The organism is Alkalispirochaeta alkalica DSM 8900 (genome assembly GCF_000373545.1).
Lineage (GTDB): Bacteria > Spirochaetota > Spirochaetia > DSM-27196 > Alkalispirochaetaceae > Alkalispirochaeta > Alkalispirochaeta alkalica.
In genome coordinates this window covers 54660-74136 of sequence record NZ_KB891692.1, presented here as the reverse complement: position 1 = coordinate 74136, position 19477 = coordinate 54660, and the positions used below count along the sequence as shown (strand labels likewise).

Genomic DNA, 19477 nt, shown 5'->3' with positions numbered 1-19477 from the left:
GAGAACATCATCCAGCCCCCGCGCAACCAGGCGCTGATCGCGCACNGTGGCGGAGAGCCTGAAGGCACTCCCGCGATAAAAGGTTCCCGGCGGGAACTGACGGCGCTGCTCCAGCGACACTCCCCGATCTTCGTCGAGAATCACCCGTTCCTCGCCGTAGCGGAACCCCAGATACCGGCCATCCCGGGATACCCGGAGGTTGCTGCGCGTGGTGATCGTCATCCGTTCCCCCGGAGATATTCCGAAGAGAATACCCCCGGCCTCTTCCCGGGCAGGAAGCCCGGGGGGAACAAGAAAGAGAAAGCCCGCCAGAACCGGCAAAAACAGAAGGAATCGGGGTCTCGCTACCATGGGAATCAGTATAGTCCGGAAAATCGCCTGAATCCGGCAAATCCCGGAAAATCTTCCGCCGTCACACCCGGGAAACGATCGGGAGCCGGTCGGGAATCGGTCGGGAACCGGTCGGCATCCACGTCAATTCTCAAAAAACTCACTTCATTTCATTACTTTACTTCACTTGACTTCTGGTGAAATCAGAATACAATTTTTTCAGGCTATAGCGTTCAACTTCGGTTGAGTCACAGAAAAAAGGAGATTTCCATGAAGAAACTTGCGTGCCTGGGTGTTCTTGTCGCTCTTTGGGCCGGTACGGTATCGGCCACAGAGATAACCATGGGCTTTGCCCCCGTGCCGCCCTACGTGATGGAGGAGTCCGGNGGGTCCCTGAGCGGACTGGAGTACGAGATTATCCGGGAGGCCCTGGCGGTCCGGGGGTATACCCTGCGCCCCCAGCTGTTTCCCCTCGCCCGCGTTATCGAGACCGTCAGACAGGGGAATATCCAGGCGGGGGCCCGAATCCTGGAGGCCCACGATACGGGGCGCTACCTCTCCGATGTGTATCTGGTGTTCAACAACGTCGCCGTGGGGCTGAAGGAGAGCAATCTCTCTATCAACAGCGTTTCTGACCTGGGGAACATGCGAATGGTCTCTTTCCAGCGGGCCACGATCGTTCTGGGGCCTGACTTTGCTGCTGCTGCCCAAAATAGCCCGGGATACTCCGAGGCGGCAGACCAGCGAGTCCAGATCCGGATGCTTTTTGGAGACCGGGTAGACGTGGCCGTGGGTGAGTCCAGGATACTCCAACACTTCATCCACGACCCCGAGACGGGCGTTGACACCAGCGTTGCCACAGAAGAGTTTGCCGTATTCCCCGAGACTCCCTACCGGGTCGCCTTTGTGGACCAGCAGCACATGCGGGACTTTAACGCAGGTCTTGCAGAGATCAGGGCCAACGGGACCTACGACGCCATACTGAAAAAATACGCTTCCCGATAACGCTCCGGGACGGGGTTTTCAGGAGGGACCGGACTGTGGAGATGCTGCCAGGCACGCGCCCGGGAGCCCCCAGTCCCGAAAGGGGGAAGCAGCGATTATCGCTTCCCCCTCCGATTCCTCCTTCGCCCTGGATCCTGCATTCATTCTGCTTCCGGGGAGGGTTCTGAATCGGTCTTGAACCGGGCCGTCTCATCCTTCAGGAGGCGAACCCGCTTCTGGTTGTCGTCCACCAGCGAGAGGATCGATTCCATTGCTCCGAATATGGCCTGGCTCTCGTCCTTCACCGTGGCAATGCGGTCCCCCACGTCGCCGCTGACGGAACTGATCTTCTGCATGGACTTGTTGATCGTCTCGGCACCGCGCTGCATCTCATCGGCCCCACCCTGGACCTGGTGGCTCATGTTGTTCAGCAGGACCATGGCCTCGTTGATACTGTCGGTACCGTCTTTCATCTCGGACATGGAGGACGATATCTCGCTGAAGGAGAGAAAGACCTCCTGGACGCCGGAACGAATCTCTTGAAAGACCTCGGCGGTGTGTTCCGACGTCTCCTCCAGCCGCCGGATCCGTTCCACCACCTTGCGGAGCGTCTCGGTTATCACCTTGGAGTTCTCGCTGGTCGACTCGGCGAGCTTGCGAATCTCCTCGGCCACAACGGCAAAACCCCGGCCACTCTCACCGGCGTGAGCCGCTTCAATGGCGGCGTTCATGGCGAGCAGGTTGGTCTGGGCCGTAATACCGTTGATTACATCGACGATCTCGGTCATTTGCCCCACATCGGCACCGATCTCCCGAACCACCGCCGTNGTATCGTTGATGCGCCCGTCGCCTTCCTCGGCCCGCCCCTGGACAACCTTGGCGAGCTCTGCCTTCCGGTCGGTGCTGGAGGAGATGTTCCGGATGGTCGAAAGCAACTCCTCGATAGAGGCCGATGATTCGGTGACCGCTGCCGTCTCGCTCTGTATGGTATTGCGCAACTCGTGAATGTTTCCGAGGATCTGCTCGACGGCAGCCGTAGCCTCGTCAATATCCCCACTGAGCCCCTCAAAGGAGGTCTGGATCTCCCCGACCCCGGAGGAGATATTCTCCGTTGCCCCGTAGGCCAGGCGGGATTGTTCCTCCACCTGGCTCGATGTAGCTGCCGTCTGGTTAACGGAAAACTTGATGTTCGCCGCCAGACCCCGGATGGTTTCCACAAAACGGTTGAAGAGCGAGGCGAACTCCCCCACCTCGTCCTTGCTGCGGATCGTCAGCTGCTGCGTCAGGTCGGCCTCGCCCTCGGCGATATCGCGGAGCCGCAAGACGATGCTGCGCAGCGGCTTGACCACCATGGTTCGCAGGGCAAGACTGAGCGTAACCGACAGGACAAAACCGATCATCAGGGTGTTCAGGATCGTACGCCGACGCTGGCGCGCCAGCTCTACCCGCAGGGGTTCATCGGTAAAGAGGGCCTTCACGGAACCGAGCTCCTGCTCGTTGTGATACACGGGACGGGTCCGGTCCAGCGCGGCCTGCTCCTGGAGCCTGCCAATATCCTGCTCCGCTTCCAGGCGAACCAGCTGCCCCTCCCCGTCCTGGGCCACGGCCATCCAGAGCGAATCACCCTCCTGGACCACAAACCCCAGCACGTCCCGGGCAACCAGATCGGCCGCGAGCTGTACGGCAGCCGCATCGTGGGCGTAGTTCCACATGTGCGGTCCCAGGCCGTTCGCCACGCGCTCCACCACAAACTCGGCGTTCTCTTCCATCTGCCGTCGGGTCTGTAGTGTCAGCCCCCGATAGTCCCGTACTCCCACGGCAGCCATGATCACAAAGACACACGCCACCTGCACCAGGACGATCTTTCTCAGTAGCGACCCGCTTCCCCCGTTTTTCATCTATTCCCCCGTTGCATCACAGATCAGAGTTGTCGGGCTCCCCCGACACCGGAACTAGCTACGGTGGGGGACTTCAGGCCCTGCCGACCCGGAGGCTGTCCCACCGCTCCCGGCCCCACCAGGGGCCGGAATAGGTAATTCTAGTTCCTGGCAAGCACCTCATCAAGTCGCCCCGAGGCACGAAGCGCAGAAAGACCCGCATTAAAGGTGGCGATGATCCGCTCGGCGTCGGGGTGACTTCGGGAAACAATAAAATGGAAGGGCTCGGAATCGACAGCCCGGGGATGATAGGCCACCCTGTCGGCCACGCCGGCCCGTTCTGCCAGGTCCCATCCCACCATGACCTCCTCGAGAACTCCGTCAACGCGCCCTGCAGCGAGCTTCCGGAAGTTGCTCACGGGATCGGCTATCCTGTCCAGGGTGAACCCGTCGCTCTCGCGGATGAAGCCGTAGTTGTATTCCAGGACAGCGCCCAGGGTGTAGCGCTTCAGATCCCCGGGAGCGCTCCATTCGATAGGCCGGTCCTTCCGGTAGAAGATGACCGTGTCCAGATTGATGATGGGGTCGCTGTAGAGAAAATTTTCGGCCCGTTCATCGCTGTATCCGTAGAGGAAGGTTCCGTCGTTCCGGGCCTGCTGCGCCAGGGTGAACCCCCGTGCCCAGGGAAGATACTCGAAGGTCACCTCCCACCCCTGGGAGGCAAAAGCCTCGGCGACGATCACCCCGGCAGGCCCCCCGCCGGGAAGGGTATCTCCCTGATAGGGAGCCCAGTCCCCGCTGGCCACGGTGATCCTCTGCTGGGCAAGGGCAAGGCCCGTCACCATAATCAGTCCGGTCATCAACAGAAAAAATTTCTTCATCACGGTACACTCCTTTTTGCTTCGTGCGCACCCCTCGGGTGAGCTTTTCTCTTCGGGTGATTTTACAGATAACTAGATAATGTAATACAAAAGCAGCGCAGAAACCAGAAATCGTCCCTCATCCGGGGCCGCAGGGAGATCCCTGGCGCCTGCAACGACGCGGCGGGTACACCGGCCTTCTCCTGAGGATGCAAAGAGGAGTATGCTCGGGACATGACACACCGAATGACCTACTTGGTGGTAGAACTTGCTCTCATCCTCTTTGCCGCCCACGGAGCGGGACACCTGGCCCGCCGTTACAAGCTCCCCGGTGTGATGGGAGAGATCGGAGCGGGCATTCTCATCGGCCCTCACCTGCTGGGGTCGCTGCCGCTGCCCCTGCTACCCCGGGGGCTCTTTCCCCTCCACGCCGGGGAGATACCGGTCTCGCCCGAGCTCTACGGTCTTGCCACAATAGCCTCGATCATTCTGCTCTTTCTCAGCGGTCTGGAGACGGATATCAAGATGTTCCTCCGCTTCGCCCTGAAGGGTTCCCTGGTGGGGATGGGGGGGCTGGCGATGGCCTTCGGTGCGGGCTACGCCCTGACAGCGATCTGGCTGGGAGGAGCATGGCTCTCTCCGCAGGCCCTCTTTCTGGGGCTCCTCTGCGTTCCCACCTCGGTGGGGATCACAGCCCGGGTCCTCTCGGAGCATCGGAAGATCGACTCCCCCGAGGGAGTCACCATCCTGGCCGCCGCCGTTATCGACGATGTCCTGGGAATCATTCTGGTGGCGGTCATCGTGGGGCTCGCCGGGGTCCTGACCGTTCCCGGGGCGGAGTCCTTCCAGTGGAAAACCGTCTCTACCATCGCTGCCCAGGCCTTTGGTATGTGGATCGGGTTCACCCTGGCGGGGATCCTTCTCTCACGCCAGATCAGCCGCGTACTCAAGCTGGTGAAGGCTCCCAGCCAGATCGCGGTTCTCGCCTTCGGCCTGGCCCTGCTGCTGGCAGGAATTTTCGAGGCCGCCGGGCTGGCCATGATCATCGGGGCCTACGTGATGGGGCTCTCCCTCTCCAATACCGATATCAATTATCTCCTCCAGGAGCAGATGGAGCCCCTGCAGCGCTTCTTTGTTCCCATCTTTTTTGTGGTTATGGGAATGCTCGTTGATCTTCGGGCCTTCGCGTCACCCCAGGTGATCGGCTTTGGCCTGGTCTACGCGCTGGCGGGGGGTGTGGCGGCCAAGCTCCTGGGAAGCGCCCTGCCCGCTCGCCTCCTGGGTTTTACAAACCTGGGGAGCCTCCGGGTCGGGATCGGTATGGTACCCCGGGGTGAGGTGGTTCTTATCATCGCCGGAATCGGGATCGGTAGCGGCATTCTCTCGCAGGAGCTCTTCGGTGTGGCCGTCCTCATGACCCTGATCTCCACCGTTGTGGCCCCGCCGCTACTGGAAAAGACTCTGAAACACCCCGCCCGGGGGACCACCTTCGAGCCTCCCCGGGACGATTCGGTGATCACCCGCTTCGACTTCGGTTCCAACCGGATCAGCACCATGCTGACGGCGGAGATTCTCAAAACCCTAGGGGACGAGGGGTTTTTCATCCACCTGGGAAGCCACCGCGAACAGCTCTACCAGATCCGCAAGGATTCGGTCTTCATGATCCTCCAGGCTGTCTCCCGGGGGATTCACTTCACCAGCCCGAAGAAGGACGTCACCTTTATCAATAATCTGGTCTACGAGTCTATCGTAAATCTGCAGTATACCGTGACCAGACTCAAAAACTTTTCTGCGCCCCCGGAGCTGCGCACACAACGAGTGGAGGAATCATCGCCCATGACCTTTGAATGGAATCGTTATCTTGCACTCCCGGCAATCTCCCTGAACCTCACGGCCACCACCAAGGACGGGATCATTCGGGAGTTGCTGGATCTTCTTGAGCAGGAGCACCCCCTGGAGAAGCGAAAGATCGTCGAGAAAGACGTCCTGGCCCGGGAATCGATCATGAGTACGGGCATGCAGGAGGGGGTGGCCATTCCCCACGCACGAACCAGCGGAACCTCCCGGCTCCGGCTCGCCCTGGGGCTGGCCCCGGAGGGGGTCGATTTTCAGGCTCTGGACGGAAAGCCCAGCAGGATTTTCTTTCTTCTGGTGAGCCCCGACCACGAGTCCAGCCCTCACCTTCAGGTTCTGGCAGCGATCTCCGGGGCCCTGCACAAGGAGGAGGCCCGGAAGCAGCTCCTGGCCTCGCGCAGCGCCCGGGAGGTCATGCAGGCGCTCCTGGAGAGTTCGCAAAGGGGGCGCGCCTGACCAGCCGGGAGGCCAGCTCCCGGTAGGCCGAGGAGAGCTCCCGGTCGGGGTGGACCATCTCGCCCGGCGGGACCAGGTCCTGCCGCAGCCGGTCCAGTTCTGCTTCGCGCCCCCGGGCGTTACAGAGGGTCTGCCAGGCCGCCAGGGAGCTCCCCAGGGCGGCACCGGAGCTGTCCAGAACGATCACGGGGCGCTCGAAGATCGAAGCGATCCGCCTCCTGATGGAGGGACTCGCCGAAGGCCCCCCCGTGAGCGCCAGCGGCTCCCGGCTCACCTCGAAACTGTCTGCGTAGTATCTGGTCAGGACCAGCGCCGAATCGACGATGCCGCTGTAGAGACGGGCAAAATCGCCCGTCCCGGACCGGGCCTCTTCCAGCTCGATCGGGGGAACCTGGGGATAGCTCTCGGCGTAGGGTTGCCATACCACCTCCTCCCCAGCGGGACGAACCGTCTCCAGGGCTTCCTCTGCCCGGACGAGGTCGGCTCCGTAGATGCTTCTGAGCCGATCCCAGACCATGGCACCGTTGGTGCGACAGGCGAAGACGAAGGGGTTCCCCAGACCGTCGTACATACTGTTGGCGTAGCCGCTGCGGTCTACCAGGGGCGTTCCCGTATCGACCATGTAGACAAAGCTGGTTCCCAGGGAGAGCAGATCCCCCCGGATCATGACCTTTGACTGGGGGTTGTCCCCGCTCCCGAGGTTGACGATACACCGGGGAGAGAAACCATAACGTTCCTGGAAGTATCGGGCGATTGTGCCCGCCTCTGCCACGGGAGAGTCCAGTCCGGGAAGCTTTGCCTCCAGGGCATCAGCCCCACCGGGAAGGCCCCGACTCACCGCCTGGAGGAGCTCCCGCGACCACTGCCTCTTCTGATAATCCATAAGGGTCATGCCCGAGCCGTTTCCCCAGTCGATGGGACAATCGGGGTTTCCCGAGAGCAGGGCCGAGAAGAAACTGCTCAAGAGGGAGATTCGGGCGGTTTGCTCCCAGACGGCAGGAGCCGTTTGGGCTGTACGCCGCACCACGGCGCCGGTAAAACGGGCGGGGCTGTTCGATCCCGAGAGCTCCACCACGGAGGCCACGCCCCCCAGGACCTCCCTGATCTCTTGGGCCTGAAGGCGGGAGTTTGCCGTCTGCCATATGGGGGCGGTTCCGTAGGAGAAGGCCCCCTCGAAGCGCTTCACCAGATCGCTCTCCCCTCCCCGGCCCAGAGAGGCGATCGCCTCCAGGCCTCCGGTCGAGAGGTACACGTGGCCGTGCTGCTGGGCGCTCACCGAGAGGGCTTCCACCCGATCCAGGGGAGCCCCCTCTGCCGCCAGGTCCTGGAAGAGCGCATCCAGCCCTGCAAGAAACATCTCCGGCGGCTGATCGGCCTCACCGGGCTCGCGGGGGGGAACCAGAAGGGATTCGTGGTGAATGCCAAAACAGTTCAGCCGGGGATCATTCCGGTAGGGAAGGCTCACCTGCGCCACAACTCGTGCGGGAGATTCCAGGGGGGACAGAATCACGGCGGAGATGCTTTGGGTGCTGATATCTATTCCCAGGGTCAGTGCTCGTTCCATGGTCGGTATCCTCCGGGTGCAGTCGGGTCTTTTCCTGATGATATCCGGGGTCCGGCGATTCAAACACACCTTTTTTTGATATTATGAACCATCCTTTGATGTCGAGATGCTGCCCCGATGATCTGTTACCCCGATGGTATCGATACTGCAAGGGCATTACTGCGACGACATGACTGCGATGGTATTACTGCGATGGTATTACTGCGATGGTATTACTGCGATGGTATTGATGCAGCGACGACAGCGAGAGGAGTTGCTCCGATGGAGATAAAAGATGTGGTCTTTGTGTATCGACTCTCGTCGCCGGAGCTGCTCGCCTGGCACTCCCGGCACCACAGCCACGGTAGCGACGAGTACGAGCTCCATTTTTTTCTGGATGGCCAGGGACGGTTCGAACGGGACCGGGATCGCTTTCTCCTCTCCCAGGGGCGGCTCTTCTTCTCTCCGCCGGGAGAGCGCCACGCGATCCTTCCCGAGGCGGGGAGCACTCCCCTTTCCTATTACGCCCTGCTGTTTACCCCCGCTCAGGGGGATCCCCTGGCGACGATTCTGGATGACCCGCTCTTCAGGGAGGCCTTTCCCCGGGACGGGGGAGCGCGGCAGCGGCTCCTCTTCGAGGACTGCAAGCACGGCTTTGCCCACCCCCACCCTGCGCGACGCCAGGCAGCCAGCCACCTGCTCCAGTCCTTTTTGTGGGAGCTGGCCGCAGGGATCAGCCCCGTCGGGGAACCCGGCAACATCCCCTCCTGCCGAGGGGTATCCCGGGATGGGCCCGAGGACTACAACGTCCACATCAGCCGGGCGATCCGGCTCTTTGAACAGCACCTGAGAGAGAGAATATCCATGGAGGCCGTGGCGGATTCACTGGACATATCCCTGGAGCATCTCACCCGGCTCTTCACGCAGCACCTGGGGATCCCCCCCCTGCAATACTACCGGAGGTTGCGCATGGACGTGGCCACATCGCTGCTCCTGGACACGACCCTCTCGATCAAGGAGATAGCCTGGGAACTGGGGTACCAGAATCCCTTCCACTTTTCCCGCAGCTTCCGCCGCTACGCCCATCTGAGCCCCCGCGCCTACCGTCAACAGTACTACCGGCAGAACCCCACGGGGTACGACACGCGAATGGTCAGGGCTCCCGAGGGATCCCGACCCCGAGGGCCCGGAGATCCTCCCGGGAGAGAGGATGCTCGTCCTCGACGAGGGTGAGCCGCTTCACCACTGTGTCGGGATAGCGCCGGAAGAGTTCCTCCAGGGTCTGGCCCAGGGCGATCAGCCCCTGCCGGGGATAGACCGAGGCCTTATCAAGGGCTGTGAAGGTAACCTCGCCGGAGCGTATTCGGAGATAGCCCCGGGGATCGCACCCGGGGGTTCGCAGGACGAAGAGCTCCTGCGAGGAACCTCGGGGACTCATCCCGGGGTCTCCCCGGACTCGTCAGGGCCTTCCCCGGAATGGTCTTCCCCGGGCTCATCGCGGGCCTCCTGCCGGGCGCGCTCTACCGCTCCCGAATCGATTCCCCGCAGGAACCCTACCATGGCGGGATAGCTCGCGGCACGGTACGTCCCGATGCGCCCGGCGAGCTCCTCTGTGAGGGTGAAGGTGATTCCTTCGTCGGTGATAACCGGAGCAGCCTCCTCCCACCCCTGGGGAGGGTCGTCGTCCTTCTGCGAGAAGAGCACCCGGCCGCTTCGGTCCCGAATCTCCATGGCAAAGAGATCGCTGTCCACCGAGGAGAGGTCGAAGTGGTACCGTTTGCCCACTTCCAGCCCGATCCGCACCAGACCGACTCCGCTGGCCGAGACGCCCCGTCCCTGAACATCCGTAACCTGCCAGCCCTCGGAACCGATGTTCCGGAAGGTTATCACCCCCTCGGCATCGGCCAGGACTGTGGCGATCCCTGCCAGAAAAAACAGTATGACTGGTCCTGATAATCGCTTCATGATCTCTCTCTTTCCTTCTCTTCCGGTGCACTCCGATCGGCACCGGCTGCCCTCACGGTACCCCGAAGAGCGGTATCCCGCAAGAGACGCCCCGAGAGAGAGCCCGAAAGAAGTCCGGAAAAAGTTTCCTGCAGGAGGAGGGCCCGAAGGGGAGCTGGAAATACCCGGGAGAGCAGATTACACTATCATAACCTATGGGTGATCAAGGACGAGATCGACCGCGTGATCAGGCACCCCGCTGGACGGCTTTGTTCGCGGACCCGGAGCTGGTGGAGCTCCTCTCCCGGTTGGGTGTGCACGCGACACACTACGGGGAGGGGCTCTTTTTCCCCGAACGCCCCCTGCCGGGAGGGGGCAGGATCGAGCCCCGCCAGGCCTGGCAGGACTTCCTGGAGACCCTTCATCCCCGGGACCGGGAGCGGATCTCCCAGGCAGCCCGGGCGATATACACCGGCGAGAGCCGGTCCTTTGAGGAGACCTTCCGCATTCGCAACCCCGACGACACCTACCGGTGGGTTGTCAGCAAGGGCGAGGCCCTGGGCACCATCGAAGCCCCGGGTACCACCGAAACCCCGGATACCGCCGGAGCGGATGCTCCCCTGCTCTACGTGGGAATCGAAACGGACATCACCGCCCACAAGGAGCTGGAAGAGGCGCTTCAGCAGAAGAACCGGGAGCTTCTGGTGCTCCGCGAAGCCGCCGCCGTGATCGGAGCCTCCCTGAGCATCCACGACACGGTGCAGCGAATTCTGGAACAGACACGAAAGATCATCCCCTGCCAGACCGCCGCGGTCCAGATGTTCCAGGACACCCAACTCGAAGTGATCGGGTGCGCGGGTTTCCGGGATCCCGAGAAGGTCCTGGGGCTCCGGTTCCCCTTCCCCGAAGCGGGGAGCCTCAGCACCCGGGCNATCCAGGAACAGCGCCCTTTCATCTCCCTCGATGTGACCACGGACTTTCCCGCCTTCATCCAGCCGCCGGGGGAAGAAAGAATCCAGTCCTGGATGGGGATTCCCCTGATACGTCACGGCAGCGCCATCGGNCTGGTCTCGGCCGATCACCGCGAGCGGGGGGTCTACACGGACCACCACGTGGAGCTGGCAGCGATCCTCGCCGACCATATCGCGATCGCCCTGGAAAACGCCCGACTCCACGAGAAAACCTATACCATGGCCATGACCGATGCCCTGACGGGGCTGGCGAATCGCCACCGTCTGCTGATCGANGGGAGGCTGCTCCTGGAGACTGCCGCCCGCAGCGGNCAGCCCCTGGCGGTTGCCATGATCGATGTGGACCATTTCAAGGCGGTGAACGACCGCTACGGCCACGACCAGGGGGACCGGGTGCTCCAGGCGATCGCCGCCTGCTGCACGGAACAGCTCCGTTCCTCCGACGTGCTGGCGCGCTACGGGGGNGAGGAGTTTGTCCTGCTCTTTCCCGGTACGCGCCCCGCCACGGCACGGATCGCCTGCGAGCGGATACGGCAGCNCATCAGCANCCTCCACGTGCCCGGCCTGGACGAGGCCGTCTCGGTGAGCATCGGTGTTTCCGGGGGGATCCCCCGGCGCGGGGAGGACCTGAACAGCTTCATCACCCGGGCAGACCGCGCCATGTACCGGGCCAAGGAGGCGGGNCGCAACCGGGTCGATCTGGCGTGATCAGCCCTNCCAGCCCAGATCCTCCCAGTACCGCTGGGGCAGGAGCTGGTCTATTCGCTCCAGATGCCAGGTGGGGCGCCGGTCCCGNGGTTCTGCCTCCAGCATGGCCGGAGTTGTCTCNCCCGTGAAGACCAGGGCCGTGTCCATGCCCGAATCGATNCCCATCTTGATCTCCGTGTAGAGCCGGTCCCCCGTGGTGAGGCACTCCTCCACGGGCAGATCCAGGGCCGTCATGATGGTCTGGAGCATNACCGGGCTGGGTTTGCCGCAGTTCACGTCCAGGGGCCGACCCGTGGCGTTTTCCAGAGCCGCCACGACGGGTCCCGCGTCTACCTCGCCGTGGCCCCGGGGGAAGGGGCAGAAGCGGTCGGGGTTGGTGGTGATCAGTTTGGCGCGCCGGTGATACCAGATCGCTTCGAAGGCGATCTGGAGTTTCTTCCAGGTCAGCTCCCGGTCGTAACTGGCCACGACGATGTCGATTTTTGAGGGATCGTCGGAGANGGTGATCCCCGCCGCGCGGAAGGCCCGTANCAGGGGCTCCTCGGCGATGGGATAGACCACCGCCCCGGGGGCGTTCTGCAGGATCCACTGGGTGGTGGTAAANACCGTGGTGATGATCTCCGAGGGTTCCGCCTCGAGGCCCATGCCCTGGAGTTTCCGGACGTACATCTCCACGTCCCGCGTGGGGTTGTTGGAGAGAAAGATCACCCGCTTTCCCCATTGGCGCAGGGTCTGGATCAGCCGGAGCGCTCCCGGCAGNAGCTCCGATCCCAGGTAGATCGTGCCGTCCAGATCGAAGATGTATCCCTGGTAGAGACGGTCCGGACGGCGCAGGGTGCTGCCCGGGGCTGGTTTGTCGTGGGCTGTCATAGGTCGTATCACTCCCTTTGCAACTCTGAGAATTGATCTATCTTAACACAGGATTTCACACGGAAAAGGTTACCACAAGAAAGAAAAAGAAGGGACCCCGGCCGCCCGATCGGGACGGCCGGAGCGGGGGTCAGATGCGGAGGTAGTTCTTGATCTTGATCACCACGGCGTTGAGGACGTTGGCGTTCTCGCCGGCGATGGAGCGGCGGTAGCTGACCTCCAGGGCCGTNGGCACCGTGAGGCCCCGGAAGAAGAACTCCACCGTGGGCTCCACCGAGAGGCGCGAGGAACGGCCGGGGTCGAGGGNGGCGAAGGGCCTGCTACCGGGAATAGGGCCCTCAACCTTGCTCAGGCGGGTGCCGTCGTGGCGGACCTCGGGGGCAAACTCGTAGGTCACGGGCAGGCTCCCCGTGATCTGGAGCCCCGGCGAGGCGGTGTGGATGTAGTGGGGCTCCACCTCCAGGGTGATATCGTAGCCGTAGCTGAAGTCATCCGTGTCCAGGCCCAAGGCCGGATTGGAAGCAATCACATGTACGGGCAGACTGGGGGCGTTCCCCGTGCCGGGATAGTAGATCGCCTCGCCGTAGAAGTTGATAAAGAACGAGGGCGAGACGATGTAGTCCAGAAAGAAGCGCCCCCCAAAGCCCAGGATATTCCGGTCTGGAGCGGTAAGGATGAAGTCGTCACCCTTGGCGGCGCTGGCCAACTCATCGTCCCAGTCGATCTCGCCCGAGGTGGGGATCTTTACGCCCGGAGCCAGGGCGAACCTGATGCGGTCGCTGCGCACCGGGGCCCGCTCTCCCACGACCTGCACCTTGGCCCCCAGAAAGAGGTCGAACCAGGTGCCGACCTGGGGGTCGCCATCGGGTTTTTCTAGAGCTCCACCAGATCCGATGGGAAGCCTTATATCCGCGTCGATCTTCGACCAGAGCACAGCCGTGGGGGTCCATTGGGCCGCCGCGGTGATCCAGTCGGTGATACCGTACTCCAGGGCAAAGCCGATGGAGAAGATATCCACATCGGCCGAGGCGCTCTCGATATCAAAACGGAAGTCGTCCTTGAAATCCTCCCGTGCGAAGGAATAGATGGGAATAACGTGGGTTCGCAGTACCCGGGCGGGAAGGGTTCGGGCGTGATCGGCCGAAAGATGAACCCCGACACTCCCCAGAAGAAGTGCCACGGCGAGGAGGGCGGCCAGAAGAGGCCTGCTGGGTCTTGCTGTTCTCATGATCTGTGATTCTCCCTACAGACTGTCGGCCAGGGGCCGAGAAGGATTCTTCATTATCGGCCCTGAACCGATTTTCTGCAACCGGTTTGTGAATTTTTTTATTCACTTCGCCCCGGGTGGTCCGGAGCGACGGGCAGCCCGGGCAAACCGGCTTGCCCAACCCGAAAAAGAGGAGTAGGCTCGGGGAGTACAGGCCTATGAAGACATTTTTCTCTACCCGGGCAGCCTTTTCGGGGCTCAGTCTATCCTTTGTGCCGGCCCTGCTCAGGCTGGCCATTCCCATCTCCCTGCAGCACCTGCTCATGACCAGTCTCAACCTGGCCGACACCCTCATGATCGGCCAGCTCGGCGAGGTCCAGATCGGCGCGATCGCCCTGGCGAACCAGATCTTTTTCCTCCTGGCGCTCTTTCTCTTTGGTGTGGGAAGCGGGAGCGCCGTCTTCTCCTCCCAGTTCTGGGGAAGCCGGGACATCTCGGGCGTCCGCCGGGCCATGGGGCTCTCGCTTCTGCTGGGGTGCGCCGGAGCGCTGGTCTTCACCGCAGCAGGGATCCTGATCCCCCGACAGCTCCTCTCGCTCTTTACCCCCGACCAGGAGGTGATCCGCGAGGGAACCCGATATCTGCGAATCGTGGCCGTGAGCTATCTCTTCACGGCCATCACCATGGGCTACGCCCACGCCCTGCGCAGCGTGGGCGACTCCCGGTTGCCCCTCCTGGCCACGGCGGTCTCGATCGGCCTGAATATCCTGGGAAACTACCTGCTGATTTTCGGGATCGGTATCTTCCCTGCCCTGGGCGTGCGGGGNGCGGCGATCGCCACGGCGGGGGCCCGGNTGCTGGAACTGGCGGTGATCCTCGTGGTGGTCTACCGACGCAAGGGGCCCGTCGCGGCGTCACCGGGGGAGCTGCTCCGTTTTGACCGCTCCTTTACACGGCGCTTCTTCGGCCGGGCCACGCCGGTGATCTTCAACGAGATCTTCTGGTCCATCGGGTTTACCCTCTACACGGTGGTCTTTGCCCGGATGGGCACGGGCCATCTGGCGGCCTATACCATCTCCGATACCGTGGGGCGGCTGATGCTGGTCCTCTTTATCGGCTCTGCCAACGCCACGGCGATCCTGATCGGGAACCGGATCGGCGAGGGGGCACACCAGGGCAGGCTGGGCTATTCCAGTATCGACGAGAATCCGGCCCAGCAGATCGGTATGACCCTGCTCAAGGTCCTTCCCCTGGTCTCTGCCCTGGTGGGGCTGGTGGTCTTCTTCGGGGTGGCGCCCCTGGTTCCCCGCTTCTTTTCAGTCTCGCCCCAGGTCAGGACCATGGTGACACAGCTCATGCGCGCCTTTGCCCTGGTGATGGTAGCCAAGGTTCTGAACCTTCACCTGATCGTGGGAATTCTCCGGGGTGGCGGCGATACCTCCTTCGCCCTGGGGGTCGACGTGGGGTTTCTCTGGCTTGTAGGGGTCCCGGCGGCTTTCATATCGGGGTTACTCCTGGGGCTGCCCGTGCATCTGGTCTATCTCTGCATCGGCCTGGAGGAGATCGGCAAGCTCATCATGGGGATCAACCGGGTCCGCTCGGGCCGGTGGATCAACGTCCTCACCGACCCCGGGGAGGTTCTGCTCCACGCCGTGCCCGACCCCTCGGATGCGACGGGGTATCCCCTGTAGGATACCCCTTCAGGATACCCCGGCGATGCGGCGGGCCATTTCCTTCGTTTCTTCCCGAATTTGCACGACAAAGGGGTTTTCTTCGGCCGCCCCCACCACGGCGTACATTTCTTCGGCGCAGCGGTAGGTGGCACGGCGGAAGGGGTTCTGGTCGTCCTTTCGGCGGGAGAGGTAGACCCGTTCGGCGATCATCTCCTGGAGCCCAATCGCTTCCCCACAGGCCCGTGTCCAGAGGGATGAATCGATCTCTTCCTGCCCACCCCAAAAGCGCAGCACCGCTGCGGCGTGGCTGCGCTTGAGGGCCTCGTAACGGTCCTGGAGCTCCCGGTAGCGCCCGTGGATCGACTCCCAGTCGGCCAGGGTGCCCCGGGTAATGTCCCGACGCAAGCGCCGGACCTCCTCTTCCGGGACAAGCTGACCGCCCAGATTCACCCACTCCCCCACGGCCTCCCCGGCCATGGCGTTCAGCCGCCGGGGGATATCTTCCCGGGAGCGCCCCTGCTGAAGGAGTTCCTCCACCTGGGGGACCAGGGTTGTCACGGCCCAGGTGAGGAGCATCTCCCGATAGGCCTGGCAGGCTGCCGCCGGGTTATGGACCACCACGGGCCTGCGCGAGCGTTCGTAGCAGGGGCCTTCCCCGGACATCCCCTCCCGGGCGATCTCCACTGGGCCCTCGGCATCCTTCCAGGGTTCCAGGATCTTCAGGGCCTGGCAGATCTCCCCGGTGGTGTCCGGGGCCAGCACGTCGAACTCGATGATCTGTCCCGGGGAGAGACGGCGGTCCCGGTGCCTCACCTTCCAGCCGTTGCGCTGGAGGGCGTACATATTGTGACGCCACCAGAAGGCCGGGGCGATCTCCAGGCGATCCCGGGATACGTTGTTGGAGACCAGGGCGAAGGGAAAGGGAATGTTCAATTCCGCCGGGTAATCGGCCTTGGCCAGGAGGACGAAGGAGGCGAAGCGGGAGCTGTGCTTGATGCTCGTGGCCAGACCGGGCCAGAACCCCCGCCCCGCTTCGATCTCGTTGTCGTTGGCCCGGCTGTTGTGNTTGGACCCCAGGGTTGCCCCGGCGGCGATATTGCTCTGCCCCTTGACCAGGGCGGCCACGAGGAAGGAATTGTTGTGGTGCTGCTCGTGGGCGGGGAAGATCAGGTTGTTCAGGACCTCGCAGCAGGAGATGGTGGAGTTATCCCCCAGGAAGGAGTTGATCAGGCGGGCCCCGTATTTCAGGCTCGAGTTGTTCCCCAGGATAAACCGCACGGCCTTGCATCCGTAGAAGACGCTGCACCCGTAGCCGATGATTCCGTTCACCAGCTCGACCCCCTCGCCGATCTGGGAGGGTTCCTGGAGAGAGGAATTGATCGTCAGGTTCTTGAGTTTGTTGGCCCCCTTGATGTAGCAGCCCTCCCCCACCTTGACGTCCTTCAGAATACGCGAGTTCTTGATCACCGACCCGTTCCCGATCGTTCCGTAGTAGCCCCGACGCGGGTCAAACGCNCCCTGGGTGATTTCCAGGAGNCGCGTCTGGAGGGCCCTGTCGTCGCGGTAGCGCGCCCAGAGGTAGGCATCGGCGCTNACCATACCGTCGAAGGGGAGGATTTTCCGGTCGCCCCCCTCGTTCATCACCTCGAGCCAGATCCGGACCTCCTCAGGCTCACCCTCCTTGACGATCCCGTTGCCGAATTTGGCGTGNTTTGTGGTGTGAACCTCGTCGAGGTTGAAGAGGATCGTGCGGTCACCCACGATATAATGGGCGATGTAGGAGACGTTGTGGAGGGCCGCGTCGTTGCCGATGTCGCAGGAGATGATCAGGCTGTTGGAGATTCCCACGGGCAGAAGCAGGTCGTGGTACTCCAGAACCACGTCGCGCACCGCTCCCAGCCGGACCAGCCCGAAAAAGCGNTTGTTGCGAATCTGTCCGGCGTCGAAGGGNTCCGTCACCANCAGGGAGTCCCAGTTCTCGGCGTAATTGTTGTTTTTTACCAGGCGCTCCACCTCCTGGGAGGTGAGATTGCGCCAGCCCCCGGGCGGGGGCTGAACCTGGGTGTTCCGCAGGGCGTATTCGTCGCCGGGAACAAAGCCCTGGCTCATGGCTGATCTCCCGGTTATGGTCACGCCCCCCCGGGGAGCGCCGACGGTGATGGTGGTATCGGGGGTGGTTTTGGAGGCGCTGCCGGTATCGGGAGTGCTGGAGGTGCGTCTGTCGGTGCCGTCGTTTCCCGGGGTATTTCTTTTCATGGTGCCTGTTCCTGCATCGTCGTGATTCGGGCGATCCCGGAGCTTTCCCTCGGGCCTCCCCTGTCGAGGATAGTACATTTTATCCCCCCTGATTACCCCGGGGCAGGAAATTTTTCCATGGGGTTGCTTCCCAGCCAGATTTCGCGACGGGGGATTGCACGCCACTCCATCAGGTGACAGCAGATCACTTGCCAACGGAGCCTTCATGAGTCATCTTTAGGCCATGGAAACAAGACAGCACGAAATGGAAGAGGCCCTGACCCAGCGGCTCACCTCCTCCTTCGGAGATAATCTGGATTCGGTCACCCTCTACGGAAGCTATGTGCGCGGCACCTTTCAGAGGGGCGTCTCCGACATCAACGCCCTGATCCTGCTGAACCGGCCCGACGGGGCCCAGATCCAGCGCTTCGGAGGCGAGGCCCGCCGCTTCCTCCGGTCCCGGCGAATCACTCCCCTGATCCTTACCAGGACGGAGTTCCTCTCCTCGGCCGATGTGTTCCCCCTGGAGTACGCCGATATCCGCCAGACCCACCGGACGATCTTTGGCGAGGACCCCACGGCAGCTCTGAATCTCCAGGACAGAAACCTGCGCCACCAGCTGGAGCACCAGCTCCGGGGCAACCTGGTCTCGCTGCGCCAGATGGTGCTGGCGGCCCGGGGACGCAAGCGGATCGTGCGGGCCCAGCTGCTGGACTGGTTCGGCCCCCTGGCGGCGGTCTTTCGGGGGCTGGTGCGGCTCGCCGGCGAGGAGACGATTCCGGGGCAACCCCGGGAGCTGATCGATGCGGTGAACCGCCTCTACAAGCTGGAACCGGGGCCCTTCCGAAAGCTCCTGGAACTACGGGATAATTCATCGATCGATCCCGTGGCGCTGAGCTGGGAGCTGGACCAGCGCCTCTCGGATCTCTCGCAATACGTGGACTCCCTGCGGAGCACGCTGGAATCGGGAGGTGACGGATGAACATCGGCGGGAGACGGGTTGCACCCTCCCTGTCCGCGCGACTCCTGGGGCTGCTTTCCTGGATCCTCCTCTCCCTGGTGTTCCCGGGGGGCGGATTCCTCCCGGGGGGGCCGGTCCTGGGGGCTCAGGTTCGGGATTCTCTCCCCTCGCCCAAGGGGTACGTGAGCGACTTTGCCGGGGTTATTCCCGGGGATACAGCCCGGCAGATAGAGCAGATCGCCCGGGCCGTGGCGGACCGGACCGATGCAGAGATCGCCCTGGTAACGGTGAAGAGCTTCGGAGATCTGGGGTTCGCCACCGTGGGGGATCTGGGAATCGCCCTGGCCGACGCCTGGGGCGTGGGGGGGGCCGGGTCCGATCGCGGGGTGATTCTGATTCTGGCCGTGCAGGAACGACAGATACGCCTGGAAGTGGGCTACGGCCTCGAGGGAATCCTCCCTGACGGACGGGCCGGCGCGATAATCGACCAGGTCCTGGTTCCGGCCTTCCAGCGCGGACGCTACGGCGAGGGGTTCCTGGACGCAACCAGGGTCCTGGCGGGTATCATCGGCCAGGAAACGGGGGTGGACCTCTCCGATGCCGGGGCATCCACGGCGAGACCTCCCGAGAGGGCCCCTGCGCCAGCCTCGGGAGGGAACGAAGCGGGGCAGATTCTGGTGCTGGTGCTGGTGTTCTTCCTCTTTGGCGGAGGTCGGTTCATCTTCTGGCCCCTGGTCTTTGGCCGGTTTCGCCGGGGGTTCTACGGCGGTGGCTTCGGCAGCCAGTACCGGGGTTATCAGCACCGCAGTTCCTTCCACGGTAGCAGCTTCGGCGGAGGATTCCGCGGGGGCGGGGGCTTCGGCGGATTCGGTGGTGGCGGCTTCGGCGGTGGTGGCGCCTCCCGGGGGTTCTGATCGTTCGGCCCCGTCGGGGCCGCACCTGCCCCGATGAGCCGTGTCCCCATGAACAACATATCCATGAACAAAGGAGTTCCTGTGAACGCG

At 62.9% G+C, this 19477-nt stretch carries 14 protein-coding genes; 7 read left to right on the top strand and 7 right to left on the bottom strand.

Annotation, left to right across the window (positions count from 1 at the left end; all coding sequences use genetic code 11):
• Positions 1 to 600 precede the first annotated feature (600 nt).
• A complete protein-coding gene (locus tag B071_RS0101875) occupies positions 601 to 1335 on the top strand; it encodes a substrate-binding periplasmic protein (RefSeq protein WP_018525407.1) in 735 nt (244 codons plus the stop codon).
• A 140-nt stretch (positions 1336 to 1475) separates the two neighbouring features.
• Here the strand turns inward: B071_RS0101875 and B071_RS0101870 are convergent, their stop codons facing one another.
• Positions 1476 to 2666: a methyl-accepting chemotaxis protein gene (locus B071_RS0101870; RefSeq protein ID WP_438829528.1), complete on the bottom strand. Its 1191-nt coding sequence runs from the start codon at positions 2664 to 2666 to the stop codon at positions 1476 to 1478.
• A 686-nt stretch (positions 2667 to 3352) separates the two neighbouring features.
• On the bottom strand, positions 3353 to 4072 hold the full coding sequence (locus B071_RS0101865) for a substrate-binding periplasmic protein (RefSeq protein WP_018525405.1): 720 nt from the start codon (positions 4070 to 4072) through the stop codon (positions 3353 to 3355).
• A 213-nt stretch (positions 4073 to 4285) separates the two neighbouring features.
• On the opposite strand from B071_RS0101865, the gene B071_RS0101860 reads away from it, so the two are divergent.
• Positions 4286 to 6361, top strand: coding sequence for a cation:proton antiporter domain-containing protein (locus B071_RS0101860; RefSeq protein ID WP_245534033.1), 2076 nt, complete (start codon positions 4286 to 4288; stop codon positions 6359 to 6361).
• Here the strand turns inward: B071_RS0101860 and B071_RS0101855 are convergent.
• Complete coding sequence (locus tag B071_RS0101855; protein ID WP_018525403.1) at positions 6318 to 7925, bottom strand: xylulokinase; 1608 nt, start codon at positions 7923 to 7925, stop codon at positions 6318 to 6320. The genes B071_RS0101860 and B071_RS0101855 overlap by 44 nt on opposite strands.
• Before the next feature lie 261 nt (positions 7926 to 8186).
• Between B071_RS0101855 and B071_RS18120 the strand changes: the two genes are divergently transcribed.
• Positions 8187 to 9137 carry an AraC family transcriptional regulator gene (locus tag B071_RS18120; RefSeq protein WP_018525402.1) on the top strand — a complete coding sequence of 317 codons (951 nt, stop codon included), beginning with the start codon at positions 8187 to 8189 and terminating at the stop codon, positions 9135 to 9137.
• Here B071_RS18120 and B071_RS18870 read toward each other — a convergent pair.
• Together B071_RS18870 and B071_RS0101840 are read right to left on the bottom strand one after the other, a co-directional pair.
• A complete protein-coding gene (locus B071_RS18870; protein ID WP_040586972.1) occupies positions 9058 to 9342 on the bottom strand; it encodes a hypothetical protein in 285 nt (94 codons plus the stop codon). The two genes, B071_RS18120 and B071_RS18870, sit on opposite strands and share 80 nt — an antisense overlap.
• Positions 9339 to 9869 carry a hypothetical protein gene (locus B071_RS0101840; RefSeq protein ID WP_018525401.1) on the bottom strand — a complete coding sequence of 177 codons (531 nt, stop codon included), beginning with the start codon at positions 9867 to 9869 and terminating at the stop codon, positions 9339 to 9341. Before B071_RS0101840 ends, B071_RS18870 begins: the two co-directional genes overlap by 4 nt.
• Before the next feature lie 194 nt (positions 9870 to 10063).
• Here B071_RS0101840 and B071_RS18115 point away from each other — a divergent pair, with 194 nt between their 5' ends.
• Positions 10064 to 11527, top strand: a complete 1464-nt coding sequence (locus B071_RS18115; RefSeq protein WP_083914321.1) for a sensor domain-containing diguanylate cyclase — start codon at positions 10064 to 10066, stop codon at positions 11525 to 11527.
• On the opposite strand, the gene B071_RS0101825 is transcribed toward B071_RS18115, so the two are convergent.
• The gene (locus B071_RS0101825) at positions 11528 to 12397 is read right to left on the bottom strand and encodes an HAD-IIA family hydrolase (RefSeq protein ID WP_018525398.1); all 870 of its coding nucleotides are present in this window, start codon (positions 12395 to 12397) and stop codon (positions 11528 to 11530) included.
• A gap of 1425 nt (positions 12398 to 13822) precedes the next feature.
• Between B071_RS0101825 and B071_RS15320 the strand changes: the two genes are divergently transcribed.
• Complete coding sequence (locus B071_RS15320) at positions 13823 to 15295, top strand: MATE family efflux transporter (RefSeq protein WP_018525395.1); 1473 nt, start codon at positions 13823 to 13825, stop codon at positions 15293 to 15295.
• Between the two features lie 9 nt (positions 15296 to 15304).
• Here the strand turns inward: B071_RS15320 and B071_RS0101805 are convergent, their stop codons facing one another.
• Positions 15305 to 17386: a DUF4954 family protein gene (locus tag B071_RS0101805; protein WP_051075244.1), complete on the bottom strand. Its 2082-nt coding sequence runs from the start codon at positions 17384 to 17386 to the stop codon at positions 15305 to 15307.
• A gap of 370 nt (positions 17387 to 17756) precedes the next feature.
• Between B071_RS0101805 and B071_RS0101800 the strand changes: the two genes are divergently transcribed.
• Positions 17757 to 18494: a nucleotidyltransferase domain-containing protein gene (locus B071_RS0101800; RefSeq protein WP_018525393.1), complete on the top strand. Its 738-nt coding sequence runs from the start codon at positions 17757 to 17759 to the stop codon at positions 18492 to 18494.
• Positions 18491 to 19387 (top strand): TPM domain-containing protein, encoded by an 897-nt coding sequence (locus B071_RS15315; protein ID WP_018525392.1) that lies wholly within the window; start codon positions 18491 to 18493, stop codon positions 19385 to 19387. The genes B071_RS0101800 and B071_RS15315 overlap by 4 nt, the downstream gene beginning before the upstream one ends.
• Positions 19388 to 19477: the final 90 nt, after the last annotated feature.

Coding starts and splice junctions, on each gene's coding strand:
- B071_RS0101855 (WP_018525403.1), bottom strand. CDS start 7,925: ATGGAACGAGCACTGACCCTGGGAATAGATATCAGCACCCAAAGCATC.
- B071_RS18120 (WP_018525402.1), top strand. CDS start 8,187: ATGGAGATAAAAGATGTGGTCTTTGTGTATCGACTCTCGTCGCCGGAG.
- B071_RS0101800 (WP_018525393.1), top strand. CDS start 17,757: ATGGAAACAAGACAGCACGAAATGGAAGAGGCCCTGACCCAGCGGCTC.
- B071_RS0101840 (WP_018525401.1), bottom strand. CDS start 9,869: ATGAAGCGATTATCAGGACCAGTCATACTGTTTTTTCTGGCAGGGATC.
- B071_RS18870 (WP_040586972.1), bottom strand. CDS start 9,342: ATGAGTCCCCGAGGTTCCTCGCAGGAGCTCTTCGTCCTGCGAACCCCC.
- B071_RS15315 (WP_018525392.1), top strand. CDS start 18,491: ATGAACATCGGCGGGAGACGGGTTGCACCCTCCCTGTCCGCGCGACTC.
- B071_RS0101860 (WP_245534033.1), top strand. CDS start 4,286: ATGACACACCGAATGACCTACTTGGTGGTAGAACTTGCTCTCATCCTC.
- B071_RS0101865 (WP_018525405.1), bottom strand. CDS start 4,072: ATGAAGAAATTTTTTCTGTTGATGACCGGACTGATTATGGTGACGGGC.